Source organism: Pseudomonas sp. ES1, assembly GCF_050586605.1.
Classification (GTDB): Bacteria; Pseudomonadota; Gammaproteobacteria; order Pseudomonadales; family Pseudomonadaceae; genus Aquipseudomonas; species Aquipseudomonas sichuanensis.
The window spans coordinates 18,174-40,305 of record NZ_JBOBDM010000056.1; the positions used below are offsets into that span (position 1 = coordinate 18,174).

The window sequence follows — 22,132 nt, forward strand, 5'->3', positions numbered from 1 at the left end:
CACTCACAGCAGCGACAGCGGGTAGTTGAAGATCAGGCGGTTCTCGTCGAATTCGTTGTTGCTGAAGCTGCGGCGGATGTTCGAGTTGCGCCACTTGATGCTCAGGTCCTTGAACGCCCCGCTCTGGATTACATAGGCCAGCTCCGACTCACGCACCCATTCCTTGCCATCGCGGATGGCGCCACTGTGCACGTCGTCGCCGCTGATGTAGCGGTTCATCAGGGTCAGCCCGGGCACACCGACGGTGACGAAGTTGAAGTCATGACGCACCTGCCAGGAGCGCTCGTTGGCGTTGTCGAAACTGGCGTTGTAGCTGTCGTTGGCCAGGGTGCCGCCACTGGTGCCGTTGACCCGCATCCAGGTATCGCCGCTGACCTTCTGCAGGCCGACGTAGAAGGTGTTGCCACCCACCCGTGCCGAGAACATCCCCGAGTAGGTCTTGTTGTCCAGTTTGCCGGCGCGCTCGGCACCGTCTTCGCCGCCCTGGAAGTAACCGAGGTTGGCGCCCAGGGTCCAGTTGCCCAGTGGCTGGCTATGGCTCAGCTGCAGATACTGCTGTTCGTAGACGTCCTTGAGTTGCGCGTTCCACAGGCCGATCAGGGTGCGGTCCTGGTTGAACTTGTACTCGCCGCCGGCGAAGTTGAAGCGGTCCGAGACGCCACGGCCGTAGCTCATGTCTTCCATGCTCGCATCGTTGCGCGGGCTGTTGCCGCGGAACTGGCCGCCGTAAAGGGTCAGGCCGGCGATTTCGCTGGAGGTGAGCTGGCCGCCGCGAAAGGTCTGCGGCAGCGAGCGACCATCGTCTGCCCGCAGGATCGGCAGCACTGGCATCCACTCACCGATCTTCAGTTCGGTCTTGGAGATGCGCGCCTTGCCCGCCACCGCCAGGCGGCCGAAGTCGTCGGCCGGGCGCCCGTCGTCGTGGCGTGGCAGCAGGCCGGTGCCATAGGTGCCGCCACCGCCGTCGAGCTTCACCGACCACAGCCCCAGCACATCCGCGCCGAAGCCGACCGGGCCCTCGGTGAAGCCGGAGCGGGCATCGAGGATGAAACTCTGGGTCCACTCTTCGGCCTTGCTCTGCGGGTTGCGCGGGTCGACGAAGTTGCGGTTGATGTAGAAGTTGCGCAGGCCCAGGGTGGCCTTGGCATCCTCGACGAAGCCGGCGGCCAGGCTGGCGCCAGGCAGGTTGCCGAGCAGGGCGGCGCCGAGCAGGGCGAAAGGCAGGGGTTGGCGGATGTTCATGGTTGTTGTGCTCCCGAATGTGAGGCAGCCGATTGCCGGGCACGCGCAAGCGGCCAACGGCAGGGGCGGGTCAGTTCAGCCCGTCAGGGCGTGAGAGGTCGAGCCAGAAGGCGCTTGGTAGTCAGGGCCTGCGGCAAGGGTTCGCCGGGGAGCGTTATCGGGAGACGGGTGTGCAGCAACGGGCGCGGGGTGCGCGAACGGAATGTTGGCATGGGACTCTTCACTGATTGTTGTTTTTGTTGTGTGTTGTCGTACAACCGTGACGATTATTATCAAGTGAGAATCGGCTTGTCAACGTTCCATGGGATTCAAGTGTGCTGAGTTGTACGATCCCTGTGTAGGAGCGGCCTTGTGCCGCTCCTACACAGAGCGTCTAAGGCATTTCCAGGGTTGGCAGCTCAATGGCAAGCGGTTCCAGTGCCTGCCGGGCACACTCGCCCAGCACCTTGAGCCCCTGGGCCAGCTCTGGCGACAGCGGCCTGCCCAGGCACAAGCGCAGCCCCGTGGTGGGCTGGCCATCGGCGAAGAAAATCCCGCTGCCGGCGATGTGGTAGCCCCGCTCATGGGCCAATTGCTGAAGCAGGGCCATGTCGGTACCCGCCGGCAATTCCAGCCAGTGGATGAAGCCGCCGCGCGGCGGTACGTAGACCGTGCCCGCCGGGAAAGCCGAACGCACCAGCCCGTGCATCGCCTCGTTCACCGTGGCCAGCTGCCCCCGCAGCCGGGCGCAGTGCTCGTCCATGTAGCCGCGCCCGATGAACTCGTTCAGCGCGCTTTGCGCCAGGCTCGACACCGCCAGGTTGCGCGAGAACATCTGCGCGAGGATGGCATCGCGGTACTTGCCGGCCACGCACCAGCCCACCCGGAAGCCCGGGGCGACGGTCTTGGAGAACGACGAGCAGTAGATGGTCTGCCCGGTGCTGTCATAGCTCTTGAGCGCGCGTGGCCGCTCGGTTTCCGGCACCAGGTCGAAGAAGATGTCGTCCTCGATGATCGGTACATCGGCCTCGCGGGCCAGTTGCGACAGCCTGGCGCGGGCCGCCTCGGGCATGATGAAGCCGCGCGGGTTCTGCAGGGTCGGGTTGAGGAAGATCACATCGACTTTATTAAGCTTCAACGCCTCTTCAAGGTGCTCCATGTCGATCCCGGTTTCCCCGTGGGTACGCATGGGCAGCGCACGCATCCCCAGGCGCTCGATGGTCTGCAGGATGCCGTAGTAGGTGGGGGTTTCGATGGCCACCGTGGCGCCGCGCTGGGCCACGGCCTCCAGGGCCAGTTCCAGGGCGACGGTATCGCCGGAGGTCACCAGCACTTCGTCCGGGCCGCAGACCACGCCACGGGTCAGCATCAGCCCGGCAATGCGCCGGCGCAGCGCCGCATGCCCAGGTGGCGTCACCAGCCCGGCGATGGCCAGGTCGGCCTTGCTGGCCAGTGTGGCCATGCACTTGTTGAGCAGCACGTGAGGGGTGAGGTCGCCGTGCAGCACGGCCGAACTCAGCGACAGGGTGGTGCGGCTGGCCGCCTGGGAGAGCATCGCGACCACCGCGTGGTTGACGTTGACCGTGACACTGGAGAAGTCGAAACGGCTGGCCGGGTTGGCGCGCCCCGCCGCCGACACGAAGTAGCCGACCCGCGGCTCGGTCAGCACATAGGCGTTGGCCTCGAGGTCGGCCAGGGCCCGCTGCACGGTGGTGATGCTGGTGTCGAACAGGCGGGCCAGGGTGCGGATCGACGGCAGCTTGGTTCGCGCCGGCCATTCACCGCTGTCGATCTGGCGGATGATCCAGTCCTTGACTCTCCGCCAGCGTTTATCAGGTGTTTCGAACCGATCCATGGGGTCTCTTGTCAGCTCAGGAATGACCTCCCAGAACATAAAGTAAAACCACCCCGGTTGCAGCAACGATGGCGATGTTCAGCGCCACCAGGCCGAAGGCGAAGCGGATCAACCCGTGTTCTTCATCGCGGTTGGCGGCCGCCAGCCCGGTAATCAGCGACAGGATCGACAGCGAGCCCAGCGCACCATGCCCGGCGGCGCTGTTGACCATCGCCGCCAGCCACGGCCCGTAGTCGCTGCCCAGGGCGGCGATCGACGGCATCACCAGAGTGTTGCCGCCCACGTTGGAGCCGGTGACGTAGCCCGCGATACCCGCCAGCAGCGCCACGGTCGGCGCCAGGGAAATCCCCGACAGCGATTGCAGGGCGCGCTGCGCCTCGACCAGAAAGCCCGCGTTGACCATCACCTGCGACAGCAGCAGGAACAGGAAGATGGTCGCCACCGGGAACTTGGCGCGCTTGAGCAGCGAAGCCCACGGGAAGCTGCCGTCGGCGCGCTGGCGCAGGGTCATCAGCACGGTGACGATCAGCAGCGCAAGCCCCGGCGAGGCCAGCGGCTTCCACGAAACATGCTCGCCCTTGATCACCCACACGCCATCCCAGCCCGACAGTACGAACAGTGCACGCGAGGCGACGATCACCCCCAGCAGCGCCAGGTACGGCCAGGCAGCCGCCGGCCAGCGCACCAGGCGCTTGCGCTGCAGGTACGAAATCACCAGGCCCACGGCGGCCACGGTCAGCCCCGCCAGCACCCCCGATACCTCAGGCCCGACAAAGCGGTTGATGCCGTACAGCACCGCGCTGAACAGCACCGATACCGCACACAAGCCCAGCCAAGGCAAGGCGCTGCGAATGCCGGCCTGCCACAGGGCGATGCCCGCCAGCACCAGGAACACCGGCGCGCTGATCAGCGCCGAATGGCTGCCCAGCTCGTTGGCCGGCAGGTGGGTGAGCAAGCCGCCGATCACCGTGGCCAGGCCCAGGGTGCCCCACGGCATGATGACCATGCCGGCCAGGGCGATCTTCATCCCGGCCTGGCGCGAGAACAGCCCCATCAGCAGCGGCACGGTGGCGATCAGCGAGACGCCGAAGCCGGTCATCGCTTCCAGCAGCGGCGCCAACCCCAGCACGATGAAGATCACCTGCGCCGGTGGCTTCCAGCCCAGCTCGCGCACCCAGGCACCGATGGCCTGCGGCGCGCCGCCGCGCTCCACCAGGATGACGAATGCCAGCCCCGGCACGATCACGCAGGCGGTGCTGAGGAACAGGATCATCGTGTCCTTGATGATCGCCGAGCTGGCGGCGGCCGACAGCGGCGCCGCGGCGCCCATGCCCCACAGCAGGAAGACCACCGCGACGCCGGCCAGCGCTGCCTGCACGGGCGGGCGACGCACCAGCAGGATCAGCGCGATCACCAGGCCGATGGGCGACATTTGCAACAAGAGAGCAGCCATGTGCTGTGTTCCTTAATCGTGGGTCTGACCGCTGTACTCGGTGGCGCGCATCGAGGGGCGGTCGCAGAAACGCTGGTACCAGGCGTTCAGGCGCGGGTGCTGGGAGAAGTCGCCAAGCTCGCGGAACACGATCCAGTCCAGGGCGGTGCCCAGGGCCACGTGGCCAACGTTCAGCGGGCCGTCGAGTTCGACCTGTTGTTCGAGGTAGCGGTACGACTCTTCGAGCTTGTACTTCTGGCCCTCGCCATAGGCCGGGTAGCGCAGGTGCGCCGGGCGGCGCTCGACTTCCCAGCGCAGCTTGATGCCGACATCGCACAGGCCCTGGGCCAGCGCCTGCAGGCGCAGGGCCTGGTAGCGCTCGGGGCCTTGCAGCGGGATCAGCTTCGGGCCCTGGTGCAAGGTGTCGAGGTAGTCGCAGATCACGATCGAGTCGAACAGCGCCTCGCCCTCGGGCAGCATCAGCACCGGCACCTTGCCCAGCGGGTTGGCCTGGTAGATGGTCTCGTTGCGGGTAGTCGGGCTGGTCTCGTGGTGGATCACCTCCAGGCGCTCGGCGAGCCCGAGCTCATGGGCCATCACCAGCACCTTGCGGGCGTAGGGCGAGTGGGTCTGGTAGTAGAGCTTCATGGGGCGGTCCCTGTGTCGAGGATGGCCGAGGCGGCCTTGTGGGCGTCGATGAACAGCCGCGACGGCGCGCCGGCCGAGGTGACGTAGTGGTTGTAGTAGCACGAGCCCTCGGCCAGTGGCCCGAGCACCCAGAGGTTGCGCACCGGTTCGCCGCTGCTGGCGCGTGGGTGGCAGGCCGCGTCGACATCGATGCCATCCAGGCCCGGCACATCGGTGCGCGGGCGGATCAGGCCAAGCCGCGCCAGGTCGCGCACCGGGGCGCAGTCGCTGTCGTGCACGCCACTGCCCTGCACGTAACCGGCCACGCGCCGGTAAGGCTTGGCGGCTGGTACGGCGCCCGGTGGCAGGAAGGTCAGCAGCCCGGCGTCGCTGAGGGCCAGCAGGTCGGCGTGGCGCTCCTTCTGCGGCCCGGCCACCAGGCGGTTGATCGCCTTGTGCCAGCGGCCGTAGAACTGCCGGTGCGAAGCCTCGGTGAGGCCGTCGAAGTCGACCGCCTCGCGCAGCCGGTCACGCAGGTCGCGCCACACCTCGATGGCCGCCTTGACCGGCGATTCGGCGCGGCCGATGCGGGCCTCGTGCAGGTCGGCCTCGATGGCGTCGTAGATCCACGCATGGTAGTTGTGCGCGTTCACCTGCGCCGGCAGGCTGTGCAGGATCAGCGCCTGCGGGTCGATGGCGCCGGACAGCGCCTCGTAGTGACGCAGCAGGCCCTCGCTTTCGCGGGTATCGGTGGGCGTTTGCAGGCTGACGGTGCGCAGTTGCTCCAGCACTTCACGGTGGCGCGCCGGGTCGGTCTTGGCATGCAGCACCGCCATGCCGGCCGCGCGCATTTCCAGGAGCATGCGCGGCAGCACGTCTCGCTCGAAGTCCAGCTGGCCGTTCGGCGCCTGCTGGCGCAGCGCATCGATATGGGTGCTGGTGAGGAAGATCGGCTTGTGCCGTGGCGCCCGGGTCAGGCCGTTGGGGCGCGCGCGGAACGGCAGGCCGTCACGCGACTGGATATAGATCACCGGCTCCTTGCCGGACGGGAAGTACACATGGCTGGCGTCGGCCATGCGGTGGTAGGCGCCACCGCGGCCGGCGGTCAGCGCCGCCAGGGTATCCATCGCCCCCAGGCCCAGCCCTTCGAGCAGCACGGCTTCGCCGGCGGCGATGCTGTCGAGGCTGCCCGGCAGCGGGTAGATATCGCCCACCCGGCCTTCCTCGTCTGCCCGCACCCGCCCGGTATGGCCGACGGTCAGGATCAAGCGGTCCACGGTCACACTGTCGCCCGACGGCAGCTTGAGCTGGTAGGCCTGCTGCGCATCGGTGCGCAGGCCTACCACCGGGTGCGGGTGCAGGCGCACCGCCACCCAGGCTGGCGCGCTTCTCAGGATGCGCGAGAAGGCGTCGGCCAGGTAGGCGCCGAGCAGCCGGCGCGGGAGGAAGTCCTCCGGCTCCACCGCGCGCCCGTCGTCGGCCACCAGGCCGGTTTTCGGGTCGACCTTGACCCCCTTGGACCGGCACCATTCCAGAAAGTCCGGGCCCGAGCGTTCGCGGGCATCATGCAGGGTGCCGAAGGCCGCCGCGTCGGGGTACACCCCGAGTTGCCCGGCCACGGTGTTGAGCAGCAGGTAGTCCGGTTGGTTGGGCCAGTGGGCACCGGTGCCGAACACGTTGGGGTCGAAGATGTCGATCACCAGCGGCTGTTGCGGGCGGGTTTCGGCGATGCTCAGCAGGCGCTCGAAGATCGACAGCCCGCGCGAGCCGCAGCCCACCAGGCCGATGTGCAGGGGCTTGCTCACCATCTGCGCTCCTCCCCGAAGAACGACGGCACGGCGACTGCCGAGCCTTGCTCGAGGGCCACGTCATGGATACGCCGGCCCAGGGCCAGGTCGAGGATGCCCATGCCGAACGGCGAATAGATCAGGGGTTTGTCACGGTTCACCTGCAGTTCGCCGCGCAGGATCTGCGCCACGGTGCCGGTGACGAAATCGCGGTGGCCGAAGCGTTGCTCGGCCAGGTGCGGCGAGGTGTTGGCCTTGAGGCAGTGGCTGACGTCGTCGAAGTAGTTGTAGCTGGCGGCGACGATGCCGGCGTCGATGTCGCGCAGCGAGATGTTCAGCACGATCTGGCCTGGGCGGAAGGTGTCGTCGCCGCTGACGTAGGGGGTGCCGGCGCTGGTGGCGAACACCACGATATCGGCCTTGAGCGCTTCTTCCAGCGACCACAGTTGCACCTGCGGCAGGCCCAGTTGCTCGCCGAAACCGGCCAGTGCCTCGGCCGACTCGCGGTTGAGGTCATGCACGCCGACCTGGCCGAACGACCAGTCGTCGCCGATGAAGGTATCGAGGATGTTGCGGGCGATTACGCCACCGCCAATGATCGACAGGCTATCGGCACGCTTTTGTTTGTCATTGAGCAGCCAGGCGCCCAGCACGGCCGAGGCGGCGGTGCGCACGGCGCTGATCAGCGCGCCTTCCAGCAGCGCGTAGGGGTAGCCGGTTTGTGGGTCGTTGAGGATCAGTACCGCCGAGGCCCGTGGGATGCCGGCGTGGATGTTGTCCGGGTAGCTGGCGATCCACTTGATGCCCGACACCGACTGTTCGCCCTGTTTGTCGACGATCGCCGCCGGCAGGGCAATGATGCGGTTGGCCGGCTCTTCGGGGAAACGCAGGAAGTAGCTGTCCGGGTTGACGGTTTCGCCGCGCTCATGGGTGAGGTAGGTCTGCGCGACCACCTCGATGGCCTCCTGGCGCATGCCGGCAAGGATGTCCTTGACGGTGGCGCCGGGGATCACGTGGAACGGGGGAATCGAAGCTTGTGCGGTCATGACTGGTTACGCCGTAAGGGAGAGAGGGAATTCGGGGAACAAGGGTTGCAGCGCGTCCGGGCCCAAGCGTTGGCTGACCCAGTCGTCTGAATAGAGGGTTTCCAGGTAGCGCTCGCCCATGTCCGGGGAGATCGCCACCACCACATCGTCCGGGCGGATCTGCGCTGCCCACTGCTGCACGCCGGCCAGCACCGTGCCGGTGGAACCACCGAACAGCAGGCCGTAGCGCTGCGCCAGCCAGCGGCATACCTGGACCGTGCGCACCTCGGGCACGGTGAGGAAGGCGTGGATATCGCTGGGTTCGTAGATCTCAGGCCGGCGGCTGGTGCCGAGCCCCGGGATATGCCGGGTGCCGCCGGGCAGGCCAAAGGTCACCGAACCCACCGAGTCCACCGCGATCACCTTGGTGCGCGGGTGGTGGTCGGCGAAATAGCGCTTGCAGCCCATCAGCGTGCCGGTGGTGCCGGCGCCGACGAACAGGTAGTCGACATGCCCGAACTTCTCGGCGATGGCCCGCGCGGTGGCGTTGTAGTGGGCCAGCGGGTTGTTCGGGTTCTGGTACTGGTTGAGCCAGATGTAGTCGGGGTTCTGCGCGACCATCTGTTCGATCAGGCGGATGCGCGAGTAGAGGAAACCACCGTTCTCGTCGCGCTGGTCGACCACGATCACCTGTGCGCCCAGGGCCTGGATCAGCTTGCGGTTGGGCGCCGAGGTGTTCGGGTCGATGACGCAGACGAACTGGTAGCCCTTGGCCGCGCAGACCATCGCCAGGGCCACGCCAAGGTTGCCCGACGAGGATTCGATCAGCCGCGTTCTTGGGGTGATCAGCCCACGGCTTTCCAGGTCGGCGACGATCGCGTGGGCGGTCTTGAGCTTGATGGAGCCGGCCGGATTCAGGCCCTCGATCTTCAAGTGCACCTTGGCACTGCACAGCTGATCGACCTGGACGTAGTTATTTTCGTTTATCAGTTGCTTGATCATTAGGGCATCCCTGTCAGATTTCCTGAATGAAGCGGGCCGTCCGCCGTTGGGGCGGCAGGCTTTGAAGTAACGGGGCAGCAGGGAAGTGAGGTACCGGGTGGTAGCGCTTGCCTGTTCTACGGTTATCTACAAACGCGCTTTCCATCCGTGGAAACGATGTTGCTCATGATGTTGGGGTTGGTATGCAACTGCGCGCCGGGTGGGTGTGCCTGGCGCTGCGGGAGTGATGGTGCGGGGCGGGGAGGGGAGGGCGACAGATACAGAAAATCGGGATTTTTCAATACAGGGGAAGGCGGCTAGCGGGAGCCTGGTTTGCTCAAAATCAGAATGCCTTGCGCGATCCCTGTGGGAGCTGGTTTACCCGCAAATCAGGCGACGCGGTGCATGGCACCGGCTTCGCCGGTGATCGCCGGCAAGCCGGCTCCCACCTCGACCGGGCAAACCCAAGCTGTGGGAGCTGGCTTGCCAGCGATGGGGCCAGTACAGGCACTGTAGGAGAGGACAGTTGTTCCCACAGTGCAGGGCAGTGTTCGAGTGAAAGTTATTGCGGTGGAAGCAGCCGGGCCCGGCAAGCCTCGAGAATTTCATCCGCCAACGGCGAATCATCCGGGCAGGCCCGGGACAGCGAGATGGCCCCCACCAAGGTGGCAATCACGCTCAAGCGCCGGGCACGCTGAGCCTTCTCATCGGCAGTTTCGATCGGTCCGCCGGCCGCCTGCAGCGTCTGCAGCAACTGCTCCAGTCCTTCGGCAAACACCGCCTTGACGGCCTCGGGCTGGCGCGCCGCATCGTTGCTCAGCGCCGCCAGGGTGCAGCCTTGCGCTGGATTGTCGCGGTGCTCCCTGGACAGGTACTGGCCCAGGTAGTCCGCCAGATCGACCCCTTCGCTGCGCATCGCGCTGCTGGCCAGGCCACACGCCGCGGCCTCGGCCATGAGGTCGGCCTTGGAGCCGAAGTGCTTGTAGAACCCGCCATGGGTGAAACCGGCAGCGGCCATCAGGTCGGCCACACCGACCCCGTCATACCCCCGCTCGCGAAACAGCGAGGAAGCCGTTTCGACAATATGCGCGCGGTTGGCTTGGGCTTGTGCCTTGGTGACTTTCATGGCGGGCGACTCCTGCACCGGGGTGGTGGGGCTCATCATACATTGATGTTGTTCATCATCAAAAAATTGACATAGTTAGATTATGACCGTAATCATAATGGCAAGCCCACCCAACCTTGAGGATCTACCCATGAGTGCCTTGCCTACCGTTCTTGTCACCGGCGCTTCCAGCGGCATCGGCGCCACCTATGCCGAACGCTTCGCCCAGCGCGGCCACGACCTGGTACTGGTCGCCCGCGATCAGGCCCGGCTGGAGGCCCTGGCCGATCGCCTGCATGAGCAATTTGCCGTCGCGGTCGAGGTACTGGTCGCCGACCTGACGCAAGAAGCTGCATTGGCCAAGGTCGAAGCCCGTTTGCGTGAAGATGGCCGCATCGGTGTACTGATCAACAACGCAGGCCAAGGCCAGTCGGGCGGCTTCCTCGGGCAGAACGGCGAAAGCCTCGAACGCCTGATCGGCCTCAACGTCACCGCCGTCACCCGCCTGGCGGCTGCCATCGCCCCACGTCTGGCCGAGCAGGGCAGTGGTGCGATCGTCAACATCGGTTCGGTGGTGGGGCTGGCACCGGAGCTGGGCATGACGGTGTATGGCGCTACCAAGGCCTTCGTGCAGTTCCTGTCCCAGGGGCTGGCGCTGGAATTGGGGCCAAAGGGTGTTTATGTGCAGGCCGTGCTGCCGGCGGCGACCCGTACCGAAATCTGGTCACGCTCCGGGCTGGACATCGATTCGCTGCCTGAAGTGATGGAGGTACAGGATCTGGTCGATGCCGCCCTGGTGGGCTATGACCGGCGCGAGGCGATCACCATCCCGCCGTTGCAGCACGCCGAGCGCTGGGCGGCGCTGGACGGTGCGCGGCAGATGTTGATGGGGGATTTGCGCCAGTCCCAGGTGGCTGAGCGTTATCGCGCCGTGTAGCGAGCCAGGTTCACAGCCCCTCGCCAAGATACAGCCGGTGTGCCTCGCCAATCCGTTCACTGGCTGTGGCAGGCACACCCGCTTCCCTGGCAAAGCGTGGCCACTGTGCGACGGCCTCGCAGACTTCCTTGATGATCCGCCGTGCGTCCATGCCGCGAACCTGGCTCGCCACGCTCAGCAGGTCATCGAGGGTGAAGTCGTCGCGCTTGCCGTTGACCGTCATCTGGTGGGTGTCTACCCAGAAGCTGCCGGGCAGGTAGGAATAGGACACGTCGTAGGCCGGCGTGAGGTACCAGGTGCCGTCGGTATCCATCATGAAGGCCGTGTTCTTGGTGTGATCGTCCTGGTTGCGGGCGACCAGGTTGAAGACCATGCGCCGGTAGAACTCTTCGGCCCCGTCTCGAGAAATCCTCAGTGCACGCATGACCCCGAACGCCTCGGCATACGAGTACTGGCCAGGCTTGCGGAAGTCGGCATGGTCGAGTGCGCACAGGGTGGCCATGTGGATTTTCTCGCCTTCGGCCGTGCGGTCGAAGCGCTTGGTCATGAAGTGGGCGCGGCCTCCCTCTTCCAGCAACCGGCACTCGGTCATGCTGATGCCCGCGGCCTTGGCCATCAGGTGGTAGGCGTACTCGATCCGCCCGTAACCCTGTGAATCGGCCAGCAGTTTCGAGTCCTTGGCCACATCGAACTTGAGCAGCCAGTACTCGAACCCGGGGGGCGCGGTGACCTGGCCTGAGCGGATCTCACCTTGAGCATCGATGGCGATGACCGCTTTCGCCCGTGCCCCGCCCGCGCTCGTGCCGATGTGGATGAGGTGTTGCAGGGCCGCGTCGTCCACTGACGGGTCATGGGCGTTGAGCCGTTCGGCGATCGACTCGCGATCCGACAGCACCTCGCTGGCGAGGCGCACCAGGGCGTCGATCTGGATACTTTCTGCCTTGTCCCGTTCGGTGGCCAGCGCCGGGCGGTATTCCAGCGCGCCCATGCCTCGCTCACCCTGGTACAGCAGGCGCTCGACCGGCGTGAACGTGGCTTTGCTGCGCCCTTGCTGGGCCAACCAGGCATCGATCAGCGCATTGCCGAAGTCATCAGGCAGGGAGTCGGCCAGAATCGACGGCAGGCCTTTGAAGGTTTCGCGGTCCAGCCCCTGGAAGACGTAGACGTAGTCCGCGCGCAAGGGCATGTGGACAGGCGAGATTTCCAGGCCGGTCCTGACGAATTCGGGGGTGTATTCGAATTCTCCAACCTGGGTTTGCGGGTTCCAGTTGAGTGCGCCTACGTACACATCCCAGAGGTAGATTTGTGCGATCACCAGCTTTCATCCTTGTGGGGTTTCTGGCCACCAATGAGCGAGGGCTTGCCAATCGGGGTTTTGCCGGTGTGTTCAGGCGCCGGCTGGGTTGCCCGTGTGACTGTCGCTCGCTGCCTTTGCTTGCCCTGCATTTTCGCCAGCTGCAAGGGGCTGCTTCTGACTTCCTCGATCAGGCTGGCGAGGCGCTCCAACTCCCCAAGCACCCGCAGCACGGCGATGATATTGACCAAGGTGCCTTTGCCGGCCGTGAGTTTGCGGTAGGTCTCCCGAGAGATCCCGGCTTCATGGGCAACGATGTCCTGGCCGATATTACGCTTCAAGCGGATCGCTTCAATGCGCTGGCCGATCTCGCAGGCGATGGCATCGTCGGTCATTGATGTGGCTTTCATTACGCCTGGAATCCTATGTTTAAAAGGCCTTTATCGATCTCTTTGCCTAGAATATTAGGCGTTGAAAAGTGATTTTTAAAGGTTGGCCAAGCATTTTATAAAGCTTGTAAAACTAGGCGTTATACGGTTTTTTATGCATTTGAGCTAAGTATTCTAGGCGTTAGCGTTGTAGGGTCGGCTGAGTGATTATGCTGCCTTTGTTTACGACATTTCGTTTCGCGGAGGACGGCTTATCGATGTGCGTCCCGCAGCGGCCAAGCCTGCGAACACCTTTTCCAGCTTCACCACCGCGGCCTTCATCTCGGCGGTCGTTTGAGCGGCAAACCCCATCAGCAAGCCAACATCGTTACTGGGCACCGCATACAGGCCACCCAGCCCGAGCAGGTCGATCCCCACCCCGCGCGCGGCCCTGACCACGGCGTCTTCAGGCAAGGCCTGGACGAAATGGCAGGGCATCTGCAGCCCCCCGGCCGGGATCTGCGGCACGAGAAATGCCGCCAGGTGCCGCTGAATGAGATCCGCCAGTACATCGCGCCGCTCGGCGTAGAGCCCGCGCATGGCCCGCACATGGGCGTTGAAGTGGCCGCCCTCCATGAACCTGGCCAGGGTCAGCTGGGCGATGGAGGCGTTATGCCCGTCCTGCAGGGTTCGGGCGGCGGTCATCGGCGCGACGAGTTGCGGCGGCAGCAGCAGGTAGCCGATGCGCAGCCCGGCGAACAGCGATTTGGTGAAGGTGCCGATGTACAACGTGCGGTCATGCGGGTCCAGGCCCTGCACGCAGGCGGTGGGGCGGCCGGCGTAGTGGAACTCGCTGTCGTAGTCGTCCTCGATGATCCAGGCCTGTTGCTGGCGCGCCCACTCGATCGCCAGCAGGCGCCGGTCCAGCGACAGGGTCGCGCCGGTCGGGTATTGGTGGGAGGGGGTGAGGAACAGCGCCCGGGCGTCCGGCGCGAGCCGGGCCATGGCGTCCACCTGCAGGCCGTGCTCATCCACGGGTACTGGTACGCCTGCCAGGCCTGCCGCAGTGATGGCCTTGCGGGTGCCCTGGTACAGCGGGTCCTCGACCAGCACTTTGTCGTCGGCGTCCATCAGCACCTGGGCGCACAACCCCAGTGCCTGCTGCGAACTGGTGAGGATCAGGATGCGCTCGGCGGATGCCTGGGCGCCGCGCTCCAGGTTGAGGTAATCGGCAATTGCCTTGCGCAGCGGGGCCATGCCCTGCGGCTCGCTGTGCTCCAGTGCCCGCGTGCCGTATTCCTTGTACACCTGCCGCTCCAGCTTCTCCCAGATGGCCAGGGGGAAGTGCCGGGTTTCGGCCACGCCCGGGGCGAAGGGGCGGGGCGACTGGAAGTTGTGGACGCCACCGCTGTGCAGAATCGCCGTGCCTCGGCGGCTCAACTGCACAGGGGCTTCGCTGTGTGCCGGGCGCTGGCGCTTGCGCAGCGGCAGGCACCGGGCCCGTTGCGACACGAAGCTGCCGCTGCCTACGCGCCGCTCGATGAAGCCTTCGGCGTGTAACTGGCTGTAGGCCGACTCCACGGTATCCCGCGACACACCCAGGGACTGGGCCAGCGGGCGCGAGGCGGGCAGCGCCTTGCCCACCGGCAGTGCGCCGTCGAGGATCAACTGGCGGATCGCCCGCTGGATGCGCACATGCAAGGCCAGCGCGTTGTGGGCGGGGTCGTTGATCCAGGCTTTTACCGATTCCAGTTGTGCGTGTTTGAACATTGGCCTGATTCCCTGGCTGATGGTTCTGATTTAGGGCTGCCAATGCTGGGGCCGCTTCGCAGCCCTTTCGCGGCACAAGGGGCGCGAAGCGGCCCCGGCAATCTCAAGCCTTACCCCTACCCGGAACTCCAATATGGTCTGGCTATTACCAATAAATTGGCAGGTAAAAACCAACCATTTATCCGCTATAAAACCCAGGCCCGCAAGCTGTCGCCAAGGAAGGCGTGCGCTACGGGCAGGCCGGCCCCTCACTCATTCACGCTGTCTTGTCCAAAAGGGTTCCAATAATGACCACCACCCAACTGCCCGTTTTCGTTCGCCGAGTGAAGCAAGCCGATCTGCAGCCCTGGTGCGATTACTGGGCGCAATACCAGGCCTTCTACCAAGTGGACCTGGGCCCAGCCATCACCGAGCGCACCTGGGCCCGCTTCTTCGACCCGGCCGAGCCCATGCACTGCGCCGTGGCCACCGATGGGGAGCAGATTTTCGGCTTCGTCCACTACGTGTTCCACCGCTCGACCTGGGGGCGCAACGACTTCTGCTACCTGGAAGACCTGTTCGTGTGCCCGAGCGCACGGGGCCGGACGGTCGGCAAGCGGCTGATCGAGTTCGTCCAGGACCAGGCCCGGCAGCAGCAGTGCGACCGGCTGTACTGGCATACCCAGGAGACCAACCGGACTGCGCAGCGGTTGTATGACTGGATTGCCGAGAAGCCGGGGGTGATCGAGTATCGGATGCCGTTGGATGTTGCCAACTAAACCCATCGTTGCCGGTGCTGGCGCCATCGCGGGACAAGCCCGCCCCCACAGGAACTGCGCCGTAAAACCTGTAGGAGCGGGCTTGCCCCGCGATGGGCCGCAAAGTGGCCCCAATGCACCGAATGATCGATAGCTGTTTCAGGCCTAGCCGTTGATGGTCTTTTGAGTGTTATTGCGTGAGGGCCGCAAGGCGCTTGGCGATAGTCTTGCAGCGTTCTCTAGATCGAGCGCCGCCCGCGCGGCGCATCGCTGGCAAGCCAGCTCCCACATCTGTTTCGGGCCAATCACTCCTATATAGGTACCGCTGCCCGCCTTGGTGCATGTCTTGAGCCTGGCGCGGCGCCATCAGCGCCCACCTCAAGATCCAGTCGGACCAACAAGGCGGACAGTGGTGACTTTGCAGGAGTAACTGGCCCGAAACAGATGTGGGAGCTGGCTTGCCAGCGATGCGCCGCGCGGGCGGCACTCGATCTGCTAGGCGCTGCAAGGCTTTCGGCGAACACCTGCCGGCCATTACGCAAACACCTTGAAAGCGCTGCCTTCGAAATGGCAAGACTCATGATCCGCTCTAAACTCATTAACGGTCTTGCCCTCGACCACGTGACTGGCATGTTCCAGTCCGGCACATCGATGCCCTTTGTGGCGAGGGCAAGCCCTTCTTCTGCCATTACCGCTTTGTGTGGGAGCGGGTTTACCCGCGAAGGGTCGCAGCGCGGCCCCAGGGATCTTCAATCCCCAACCCCATGCAACCGCAACGCCCGCTGCGCACATTCCTTCCAGCTCAGCTTGCGCTTTGTAGCCACGGCCAAAGGCACTTCCGCCGCTATCACCACCGGCATATCCCGCATCCGTACCCAAGGCTCGCTCTGCCAATACAAAAGGCTCGCCGTATGCCCACCCGGCCAGCACATCCTGCCCAGGCGCGGCAGGTCGTCCAGCGCCGAGTCCTGCCCATCGCGCAGCACCGCCACTACCTCATGGGTCAGCCAGTGCCGCAGGTGGCGATTTTCCGGAATGTGATGATGGGCCGGCCCCGGACTCGCTGACCATGGTGGTCTCGCTGTACTGGCCGTAGCGCAGCAGCTGCACGGTGCGATGCTGGTCCGGGTCGGGCTTGCGGATGCAGTGTTCGTCGAAGAAGCGCCCGGTCATCCGGCCAAGTTCGTGGGCGCAGAACCAGGCTTGGGATTCGAGCCAGAGGGTGTGGAGGGGGCGGTTGTGGCGGGTGAAGAGGGTGGAGCTGTAGTGGTTGTCCATGATTGGCTTCCAGAGTCAGGAAAGCCGTTGCTAACGGGAACGGGATTCCGCCGCGTGAGCGTTCTTAAGCGCTGACCAGCCAAGCTAGAAGACAACACCTACTTCGTCAATTCAGGAACACATTTTGAAGTAATAGTGGCGTTATGATATTTCTTGGCTACTCAACCGGAGATAGGAAGTCTCATGAATCGATCTGAAAGAGCCAGTCAGATATGGGCGGTGCTTGCCTTGGCGGCACGTAACCGACAGTCGCTTACGTATGGGATGCTCTCTAGGTTGATTGGAGTTCCTGCAGCAGGTATGGGCAGGTTACTTGAGCCTATACAGTCGTATTGCATTCTGCAGGACTTGCCACCTCTAACACTTTTGGTTGTTCAAAAAAGTTCAGGTCTGCCAGGGCGTGGTTTTATCGGGGCTAAAGCTGCGGACTACGCACGAGATCAAATGCGAATATTCGCATTTGACTGGCTGGCGCATGGGAACCCCCAAGCAGAAAAGCTCGAGCAGGCAGTATTGGAGCTTCCATCTAATGGTGAGGATGTCGACTCGGACGAGTGAGACTTCGATATAAAAAAGGCTGCCAAACGGCAGCCTTTTTGGATAGCAGGACGATCAATCCCAGCTCAGAGCACCACCGGTCTGATACTCAATCACCCGAGTCTCAAAGAAGTTCTTCTCCTTCTTCAAGTCCATGATCTCGCTCATCCAAGGGAACGGGTTAGTAGTCCCCGGATACTCTTCCTTCAGACCAATCTGAGTCAGTCGACGGTTAGCAATGAACTTGAGGTAATCCTCCATCATCGCCGCGTTCATCCCCAGCACGCCGCGCGGCATGGTGTCGCGCGCGTATTCGATCTCCAGCTGAGTCCCTTGCAGAATCATCTGGGTAGCCTCTTCCTTCATCGCGGCATCCCACAGGTGCGGGTTCTCGATCTTGATCTGGTTGATCACGTCGATGCCGAAGTTCAGGTGCATGGACTCGTCACGCAGGATGTACTGGAACTGCTCGGCAACGCCGGTCATCTTGTTGCGGCGGCCCATGGACAGGATCTGGGTGAAGCCGCAGTAGAAGAAGATGCCTTCCAGTACGCAGTAGTAGGCGATCAGGTTGCGCAGCAGCTCTTTGTCGGTCTCGACGGTGCCGGTGTTGAACTCCGGGTCCGAGATGGCGCGGGTGTACTTCAGGCCCCAGGCCGCCTTCTTAGCGACCGATGGGATCTCGTGGTACATGTTGAAGATCTCGCCTTCATCCATGCCCAGCGACTCGATGCAGTACTGGTAGGCGTGGGTGTGGATCGCCTCTTCGAAGGCCTGGCGCAGGATGTACTGGCGGCACTCGGGGTTGGTGATCAGGCGGTACACGGCCAGGGCCAGGTTGTTGGCAACCAGCGAGTCGGCGGTGGAGAAGAAGCCGAGGTTGCGCATCACGATGCGGCGCTCGTCTTCGGTCAGGCCGTCCATGCTCTTCCACAGGGCGATGTCGGCGGTCATGTTGACCTCTTGCGGCATCCAGTGGTTGGCGCAACCGTCCAGGTACTTCTGCCAGGCCCAGTCGTACTTGAACGGGACCAGCTGGTTGAGGTCGGCGCGGCAGTTGATCATGCGCTTTTCGTCAACGGCGACGCGGGCCGAGGAGCCTTCCAGCTCGGCCAGGCCTTCGGCGATGTCCAGGGCGTCCAGGGCAGCCTTGGCGCGCTTGACGGCGTCGGAGTCCGAGGCGGTGGCGGCGCGGGCTTCCAGGGCGGCGGCACCGCCGGCGCTGTCGAGCTTGTCCAGGGTGGCGGCTGCGGCGGCTTGTGCGCCGGTGTTGCCCTTGGCGGCTACTTCGCCGTCTTCTTTATCGAATTCGTCCCAGCTCAGCATGGTGAGTTCTCCTGCTTGAGGGCCATCTTGAGTATGGCCGGTGGATCTTGGTTGCGGTGCTTAGGCCCCGGATGGGGTACTGCAGTGCACGCAAATCTGAATGCCCTTTGAGGGGCTGGCCCGGGTATTGGCGCCCGGGCCTATTGTGTTTGGCTGTGGGGCAGGGGGCGGCAGTGCCGGCCTCTTCGCGGGTAAACCCGCTCCCACAGGGTTCCGTGTGGCTACACGAAAAAAGAGGCTTCCCGGGGGAAGCCTCAGCCAAGCCTTATTGGCAGGCTTCGCAATCCGGCTCGTCGATGGCGCAAGCCTTCGGTACCGGGGCAGGGCCTGCGGCCTGGACCGGGGCGCTGTCGCCACCGCTCGACACGGCGTTGAGCTTGCCGGTGTTGATGGTCGACTTCTCGGTGCTGGTCGCGGCCAGGGCACGGAGGTAGTAGGTGGTCTTCAGACCACGGTACCAGGCCATGCGGTAGGTCACGTCCAGCTTCTTGCCCGAGGCGCCGGCGATGTACAGGTTCAGCGACTGGGCCTGGTCGATCCACTTCTGGCGACGCGAGGCGGCATCGACGATCCACTTGGTCTCGACTTCGAACGCGGTGGCGTACAGGTCTTTGAGCTCTTGCGGGATACGCTCGATCTGCTGCACCGAACCGTCGTAGTACTTCAGGTCGTTGATCATCACCGAGTCCCACAGGTCGCGGGCTTTCAGGTCGCGCACCAGGTACGGGTTGATCACGGTGAACTCGCCCGACAGGTTCGATTTCACGTACAGGTTTTGGTAGGTCGGCTCGATGGACTGCGACACGCCGGTGATGTTGGCGATGGTCGCGGTCGGCGCGATGGCCATGATGTTCGAGTTACGAATACCTTTTTGTACGCGGGCACGGACCGGTGCCCAGTCCAGGCTTTCGGTCAGGTCGACGTCGATGTACTTCTGGCCACGGGCCTCGATCAGGATCTGTTGCGAATCCAGCGGCAGGATGCCTTTAGACCACAGCGAACCCTGGAAGGTCTCGTAGGCGCCGCGCTCGTCGGCCAGGTCGCAGGAAGCCTGGATCGCGTAGTAGCTGACCGCTTCCATCGACTTGTCGGCGAACTCGACGGCAGCGTCGGAGCCGTAGGCGATGTGCTGCAGGTACAGTGCGTCCTGGAAGCCCATGATGCCCAGGCCCACCGGGCGGTGCTTGAGGTTCGAGTTACGCGCCTGCGGCACCGAGTAGTAGTTGATGTCGATCACGTTGTCGAGCATGCGCACGGCGGTGTTCACGGTGCGTTGCAGCTTGGCGGTGTCCAGCTTGCCGTCGACGATGTGGTTCGGCAGGTTGATCGAGCCCAGGTTGCAGACCGCGATCTCGTCCTTGTTGGTGTTCAGGGTGATCTCGGTGCACAGGTTCGAGCTGTGGACCACGCCCACGTGCTGCTGCGGGCTGCGCAGGTTGCACGGGTCCTTGAAGGTCAGCCACGGGTGGCCGGTCTCGAACAGCATCGACAGCATCTTGCGCCACAGGTCTTTGGCCTGGATGGTCTTGAACACCTTGATCTTGTTGTACTCGGTCAGGGCTTCGTAGTACTCGTAGCGCTCTTCGAAGGCCTTGCCGGTCAGGTCGTGCAGATCAGGTACTTCGCTTGGCGAGAACAGGGTCCACTTGCCGTCATCGAAGACGCGCTTCATGAACAGGTCAGGGATCCAGTTGGCGGTGTTCATGTCGTGGGTACGACGACGGTCATCACCGGTGTTCTTGCGCAGCTCGATGAATTCTTCGATGTCCAGGTGCCAGGTTTCCAGGTAGGCACACACGGCGCCTTTGCGCTTGCCACCCTGGTTCACGGCAACGGCGGTGTCGTTGACTACTTTAAGGAACGGCACGACGCCTTGCGACTTGCCGTTGGTGCCCTTGATGTACGAGCCCAGGGCGCGCACCGGGGTCCAGTCGTTGCCCAGGCCACCGGCGAATTTGGACAGCATGGCGTTGTCGTGGATCGCGTGGTAGATGCCCGACAGGTCGTCCGGCACGGTGGTCAGGTAGCAGCTGGACAGTTGCGGGCGCAGGGTGCCGGCGTTGAACAGGGTTGGCGTGGACGCCATGTAGTCGAACGACGACAGCAGGTTGTAGAACTCGATCGCGCGGGCTTCTTTGTCTTTCTCTTCCAGCGCCAGGCCCATGGCCACACGCATGAAGAACACCTGCGGCAGCTCGAAGCGCACGCCATCCTTGTGAATGAAGTAACGGTCGTACAGGGTCTGCAGGCCCAGGTAGGTGAACTGCTGGTCGCGCTCGTGGTTGATCGCCTTGCCCAGTTTTTCCAGGTCGAAGTCGGCCAGGGCCGGGTTGAGCAGTTCGAACTCGATACCTTTGGCCACGTAGGCTGGCAGGGCCTTGGCGTACAGGTCGGCCATCTCGTGGTGGGTGGCGCTGTCGGCCACGCCCAGGAAGCCCAGGCCTTCGGCGCGCAGGGTGTCCATCAGCAGGCGGGCGGTGACGAACGAGTAGTTCGGCTCACGCTCGACCAGGGTGCGGGAGGTCATCACCAGGGCGGTGTTGACGTCCTTGATGGCCACGCCGTCGTAGAGGTTCTTCAGGGTTTCGCGTTGGATCAACTCGCCATCGACTTCGGCCAGGCCTTCGCAGGCTTCGCTGATGATGGTGTTCAGGCGCGCCATGTCCAGCGGCGCCAGGCTGCCGTCGGCCAGGGTGATGCGGATGCTTGGGTGCGGCTCGACCACGGCGCCGGTGTTGGCGCGGGTGGCGCGCTCTTTGGCGCGCTGGTCGCGGTAGATCACGTAGTCGCGGGCGACTTTCTGCTCGCCGGCGCGCATCAGGGCCAGTTCGACCTGGTCCTGGATTTCTTCGATGTGGATGGTGCCACCCGATGGCATGCGACGCTTGAACGTGGCGGTGACCTGCTCGGTCAGGCGCGCGACGGTGTCGTGGATGCGCGACGAAGCGGCAGCGGTGCCGCCTTCAACTGCGAGGAACGCCTTGGTGATGGCCACGGTGATCTTGTCGTCGGTGTAGGGGACGACAGTACCGTTACGCTTGATCACGCGCAGTTGGCCTGGGGCGGTGGCAGCCAGGTCCTGGTTGGACTCGGCCTGCGGCGCCAGAGCCTGCGGGTTCTCGCGAGTTGTGTCGGTTTGCATGGGTGGGTGTCTCCACAGTTTCTATAGTGTTCAGGCGCCTTTGGGGCGCCCACCGTTCCGTCCACTTGCCTGGTGGCCCAGGCGGGGATGCGCGTGAAGCACACGCATCCGTCCGCTCGGGCGTACCGACTTCGGGACAGACTCAGGAATAAAGGGCAATAACCTGCCGCTCCCTGGCCGAAGTCAAAGTTTTTGGGCGAACCCAAAATCTGTTGCTGATGGGTGTCAGGCCTTGCCTGCAACACCCATGCCCGAACAAGGCCCTGAAAGGGCTTGCCTCGGTCGCCTCCGCAGGAGCGGTTTGGCTGCTGGAATCACGTTAAGTTCAGTAGGTGAAATTCGCTTGAATTTGCCTGTTGACTTGTGTGTGTGATTTTGCTCGAACCCCAACATCTAGTGGTTCGCTGCGATCGGGATACAAGATAATGCGGTCTGGGGGGCTTTGCAAGGCGAGCGCCTGTGGATAAGTTGTGGGTACTTTGTGTGTGATTCCTGGGTAGTCGCTGTAGGCCTTGTCCCAAGAGGTTTTCACGACTTTTCTGCGTCTCGCCGCCCCTGGGCAGTTTTTTGCGGGCGCGAACCCTATCACAAAAAACGCTTCAGTCCAGTGGCGTGTGGCCAGGTTGGCAGGGCCGGAGGCGGGACGTAGTATCCGGGCCTGATATTGCGCTTTGGTGAAAGAGAAATTTCGTAGGATCAGGCATTTATAG

Annotated in this window: 18 protein-coding genes; 3 read left to right on the plus strand and 15 right to left on the minus strand. The window is 63.9% G+C overall.

Annotated features, from left to right (window positions below; translation table 11 throughout):
- Positions 1–3: 3 nt before the first annotated feature.
- The 8 genes from ACQ4N9_RS21055 to ACQ4N9_RS21090 form a co-directional block, all read right to left on the minus strand.
- Positions 4–1,242 (minus strand): OprD family porin, encoded by a 1,239-nt coding sequence (locus tag ACQ4N9_RS21055; RefSeq protein WP_258645266.1) that lies wholly within the window; start codon positions 1,240–1,242, stop codon positions 4–6.
- Between the two features lie 373 nt (positions 1,243–1,615).
- Complete coding sequence (locus tag ACQ4N9_RS21060) at positions 1,616–3,076, minus strand: PLP-dependent aminotransferase family protein (RefSeq protein ID WP_390970413.1); 1,461 nt, start codon at positions 3,074–3,076, stop codon at positions 1,616–1,618.
- Positions 3,077–3,092: 16 nt separating this feature from the next.
- Positions 3,093–4,529: an L-lactate permease gene (locus ACQ4N9_RS21065; RefSeq protein WP_125462948.1), complete on the minus strand. Its 1,437-nt coding sequence runs from the start codon at positions 4,527–4,529 to the stop codon at positions 3,093–3,095.
- A 12-nt stretch (positions 4,530–4,541) separates the two neighbouring features.
- On the minus strand, positions 4,542–5,156 hold the full coding sequence (locus ACQ4N9_RS21070; RefSeq protein ID WP_347150620.1) for a glutathione S-transferase family protein: 615 nt from the start codon (positions 5,154–5,156) through the stop codon (positions 4,542–4,544).
- The gene (locus ACQ4N9_RS21075; protein WP_390970410.1) at positions 5,153–6,943 is read right to left on the minus strand and encodes an FAD/NAD(P)-binding protein; all 1,791 of its coding nucleotides are present in this window, start codon (positions 6,941–6,943) and stop codon (positions 5,153–5,155) included. Before ACQ4N9_RS21075 ends, ACQ4N9_RS21070 begins: the two co-directional genes overlap by 4 nt.
- Positions 6,937–7,968: a 2,3-diaminopropionate biosynthesis protein SbnB gene (gene sbnB, locus ACQ4N9_RS21080; RefSeq protein WP_430933637.1), complete on the minus strand. Its 1,032-nt coding sequence runs from the start codon at positions 7,966–7,968 to the stop codon at positions 6,937–6,939. Before sbnB ends, ACQ4N9_RS21075 begins: the two co-directional genes overlap by 7 nt.
- 6 nt (positions 7,969–7,974) lie before the next feature.
- The gene (gene sbnA, locus ACQ4N9_RS21085) at positions 7,975–8,949 is read right to left on the minus strand and encodes a 2,3-diaminopropionate biosynthesis protein SbnA (protein ID WP_306109320.1); all 975 of its coding nucleotides are present in this window, start codon (positions 8,947–8,949) and stop codon (positions 7,975–7,977) included.
- Between the two features lie 541 nt (positions 8,950–9,490).
- Positions 9,491–10,054 carry a TetR/AcrR family transcriptional regulator gene (locus tag ACQ4N9_RS21090; protein WP_390970407.1) on the minus strand — a complete coding sequence of 188 codons (564 nt, stop codon included), beginning with the start codon at positions 10,052–10,054 and terminating at the stop codon, positions 9,491–9,493.
- Between the two features lie 130 nt (positions 10,055–10,184).
- On the opposite strand from ACQ4N9_RS21090, the gene ACQ4N9_RS21095 reads away from it, so the two are divergent.
- Positions 10,185–10,970, plus strand: coding sequence for an SDR family NAD(P)-dependent oxidoreductase (locus ACQ4N9_RS21095; RefSeq protein WP_125462952.1), 786 nt, complete (start codon positions 10,185–10,187; stop codon positions 10,968–10,970).
- 10 nt (positions 10,971–10,980) lie between these two features.
- Here the strand turns inward: ACQ4N9_RS21095 and ACQ4N9_RS21100 are convergent, their stop codons facing one another.
- From ACQ4N9_RS21100 to ACQ4N9_RS21110, 3 genes are all read right to left on the minus strand, one after another.
- Positions 10,981–12,285 (minus strand): type II toxin-antitoxin system HipA family toxin, encoded by a 1,305-nt coding sequence (locus tag ACQ4N9_RS21100; protein ID WP_390970405.1) that lies wholly within the window; start codon positions 12,283–12,285, stop codon positions 10,981–10,983.
- Positions 12,282–12,659, minus strand: a complete 378-nt coding sequence (locus ACQ4N9_RS21105) for a helix-turn-helix domain-containing protein (protein WP_390970403.1) — start codon at positions 12,657–12,659, stop codon at positions 12,282–12,284. The genes ACQ4N9_RS21100 and ACQ4N9_RS21105 overlap by 4 nt, the downstream gene beginning before the upstream one ends.
- Positions 12,660–12,875: 216 nt before the next feature.
- The gene (locus ACQ4N9_RS21110; RefSeq protein WP_390970401.1) at positions 12,876–14,402 is read right to left on the minus strand and encodes a PLP-dependent aminotransferase family protein; all 1,527 of its coding nucleotides are present in this window, start codon (positions 14,400–14,402) and stop codon (positions 12,876–12,878) included.
- A gap of 287 nt (positions 14,403–14,689) precedes the next feature.
- On the opposite strand from ACQ4N9_RS21110, the gene ACQ4N9_RS21115 reads away from it, so the two are divergent.
- Positions 14,690–15,160: a GNAT family N-acetyltransferase gene (locus ACQ4N9_RS21115; RefSeq protein WP_390970399.1), complete on the plus strand. Its 471-nt coding sequence runs from the start codon at positions 14,690–14,692 to the stop codon at positions 15,158–15,160.
- Between the two features lie 975 nt (positions 15,161–16,135).
- On the opposite strand, the gene ACQ4N9_RS21120 is transcribed toward ACQ4N9_RS21115, so the two are convergent.
- Positions 16,136–16,417, minus strand: coding sequence for a hypothetical protein (locus ACQ4N9_RS21120; RefSeq protein ID WP_390970397.1), 282 nt, complete (start codon positions 16,415–16,417; stop codon positions 16,136–16,138).
- Between the two features lie 183 nt (positions 16,418–16,600).
- On the opposite strand from ACQ4N9_RS21120, the gene ACQ4N9_RS21125 reads away from it, so the two are divergent.
- Positions 16,601–16,975, plus strand: coding sequence for a hypothetical protein (locus tag ACQ4N9_RS21125; protein ID WP_390970395.1), 375 nt, complete (start codon positions 16,601–16,603; stop codon positions 16,973–16,975).
- A 54-nt stretch (positions 16,976–17,029) separates the two neighbouring features.
- Here the strand turns inward: ACQ4N9_RS21125 and ACQ4N9_RS21130 are convergent, their stop codons facing one another.
- From ACQ4N9_RS21130 to ACQ4N9_RS21140, 3 genes are all read right to left on the minus strand, one after another.
- Positions 17,030–18,280 carry a ribonucleotide-diphosphate reductase subunit beta gene (locus ACQ4N9_RS21130; protein WP_110993000.1) on the minus strand — a complete coding sequence of 417 codons (1,251 nt, stop codon included), beginning with the start codon at positions 18,278–18,280 and terminating at the stop codon, positions 17,030–17,032.
- Between the two features lie 265 nt (positions 18,281–18,545).
- Complete coding sequence (locus ACQ4N9_RS21135) at positions 18,546–21,422, minus strand: ribonucleoside-diphosphate reductase subunit alpha (protein ID WP_125462958.1); 2,877 nt, start codon at positions 21,420–21,422, stop codon at positions 18,546–18,548.
- A gap of 325 nt (positions 21,423–21,747) precedes the next feature.
- Positions 21,748–22,132, minus strand: a 385-nt coding sequence (locus tag ACQ4N9_RS21140) for a hypothetical protein (protein ID WP_430933643.1), incomplete at its 5' end; no start/stop codon positions are given.

What these genes read in the sequence shown, in the direction of transcription:
- ACQ4N9_RS21060 (WP_390970413.1), bottom strand. Translation starts at nt 3,076, where the DNA reads ATGGATCGGTTCGAAACACCTGATAAACGCTGGCGGAGAGTCAAGGAC.
- sbnA (WP_306109320.1), bottom strand. Translation starts at nt 8,949, where the DNA reads ATGATCAAGCAACTGATAAACGAAAATAACTACGTCCAGGTCGATCAG.
- ACQ4N9_RS21110 (WP_390970401.1), bottom strand. Translation starts at nt 14,402, where the DNA reads ATGTTCAAACACGCACAACTGGAATCGGTAAAAGCCTGGATCAACGAC.
- ACQ4N9_RS21105 (WP_390970403.1), bottom strand. Translation starts at nt 12,659, where the DNA reads ATGACCGACGATGCCATCGCCTGCGAGATCGGCCAGCGCATTGAAGCG.
- ACQ4N9_RS21090 (WP_390970407.1), bottom strand. Translation starts at nt 10,054, where the DNA reads ATGAAAGTCACCAAGGCACAAGCCCAAGCCAACCGCGCGCATATTGTC.
- ACQ4N9_RS21130 (WP_110993000.1), bottom strand. Translation starts at nt 18,280, where the DNA reads ATGCTGAGCTGGGACGAATTCGATAAAGAAGACGGCGAAGTAGCCGCC.
- ACQ4N9_RS21125 (WP_390970395.1), top strand. Translation starts at nt 16,601, where the DNA reads ATGAATCGATCTGAAAGAGCCAGTCAGATATGGGCGGTGCTTGCCTTG.
- ACQ4N9_RS21055 (WP_258645266.1), bottom strand. Translation starts at nt 1,242, where the DNA reads ATGAACATCCGCCAACCCCTGCCTTTCGCCCTGCTCGGCGCCGCCCTG.
- sbnB (WP_430933637.1), bottom strand. Translation starts at nt 7,968, where the DNA reads ATGACCGCACAAGCTTCGATTCCCCCGTTCCACGTGATCCCCGGCGCC.
- ACQ4N9_RS21120 (WP_390970397.1), bottom strand. Translation starts at nt 16,417, where the DNA reads ATGGACAACCACTACAGCTCCACCCTCTTCACCCGCCACAACCGCCCC.
- ACQ4N9_RS21075 (WP_390970410.1), bottom strand. Translation starts at nt 6,943, where the DNA reads ATGGTGAGCAAGCCCCTGCACATCGGCCTGGTGGGCTGCGGCTCGCGC.
- ACQ4N9_RS21135 (WP_125462958.1), bottom strand. Translation starts at nt 21,422, where the DNA reads ATGCAAACCGACACAACTCGCGAGAACCCGCAGGCTCTGGCGCCGCAG.
- ACQ4N9_RS21115 (WP_390970399.1), top strand. Translation starts at nt 14,690, where the DNA reads ATGACCACCACCCAACTGCCCGTTTTCGTTCGCCGAGTGAAGCAAGCC.
- ACQ4N9_RS21070 (WP_347150620.1), bottom strand. Translation starts at nt 5,156, where the DNA reads ATGAAGCTCTACTACCAGACCCACTCGCCCTACGCCCGCAAGGTGCTG.
- ACQ4N9_RS21095 (WP_125462952.1), top strand. Translation starts at nt 10,185, where the DNA reads ATGAGTGCCTTGCCTACCGTTCTTGTCACCGGCGCTTCCAGCGGCATC.
- ACQ4N9_RS21065 (WP_125462948.1), bottom strand. Translation starts at nt 4,529, where the DNA reads ATGGCTGCTCTCTTGTTGCAAATGTCGCCCATCGGCCTGGTGATCGCG.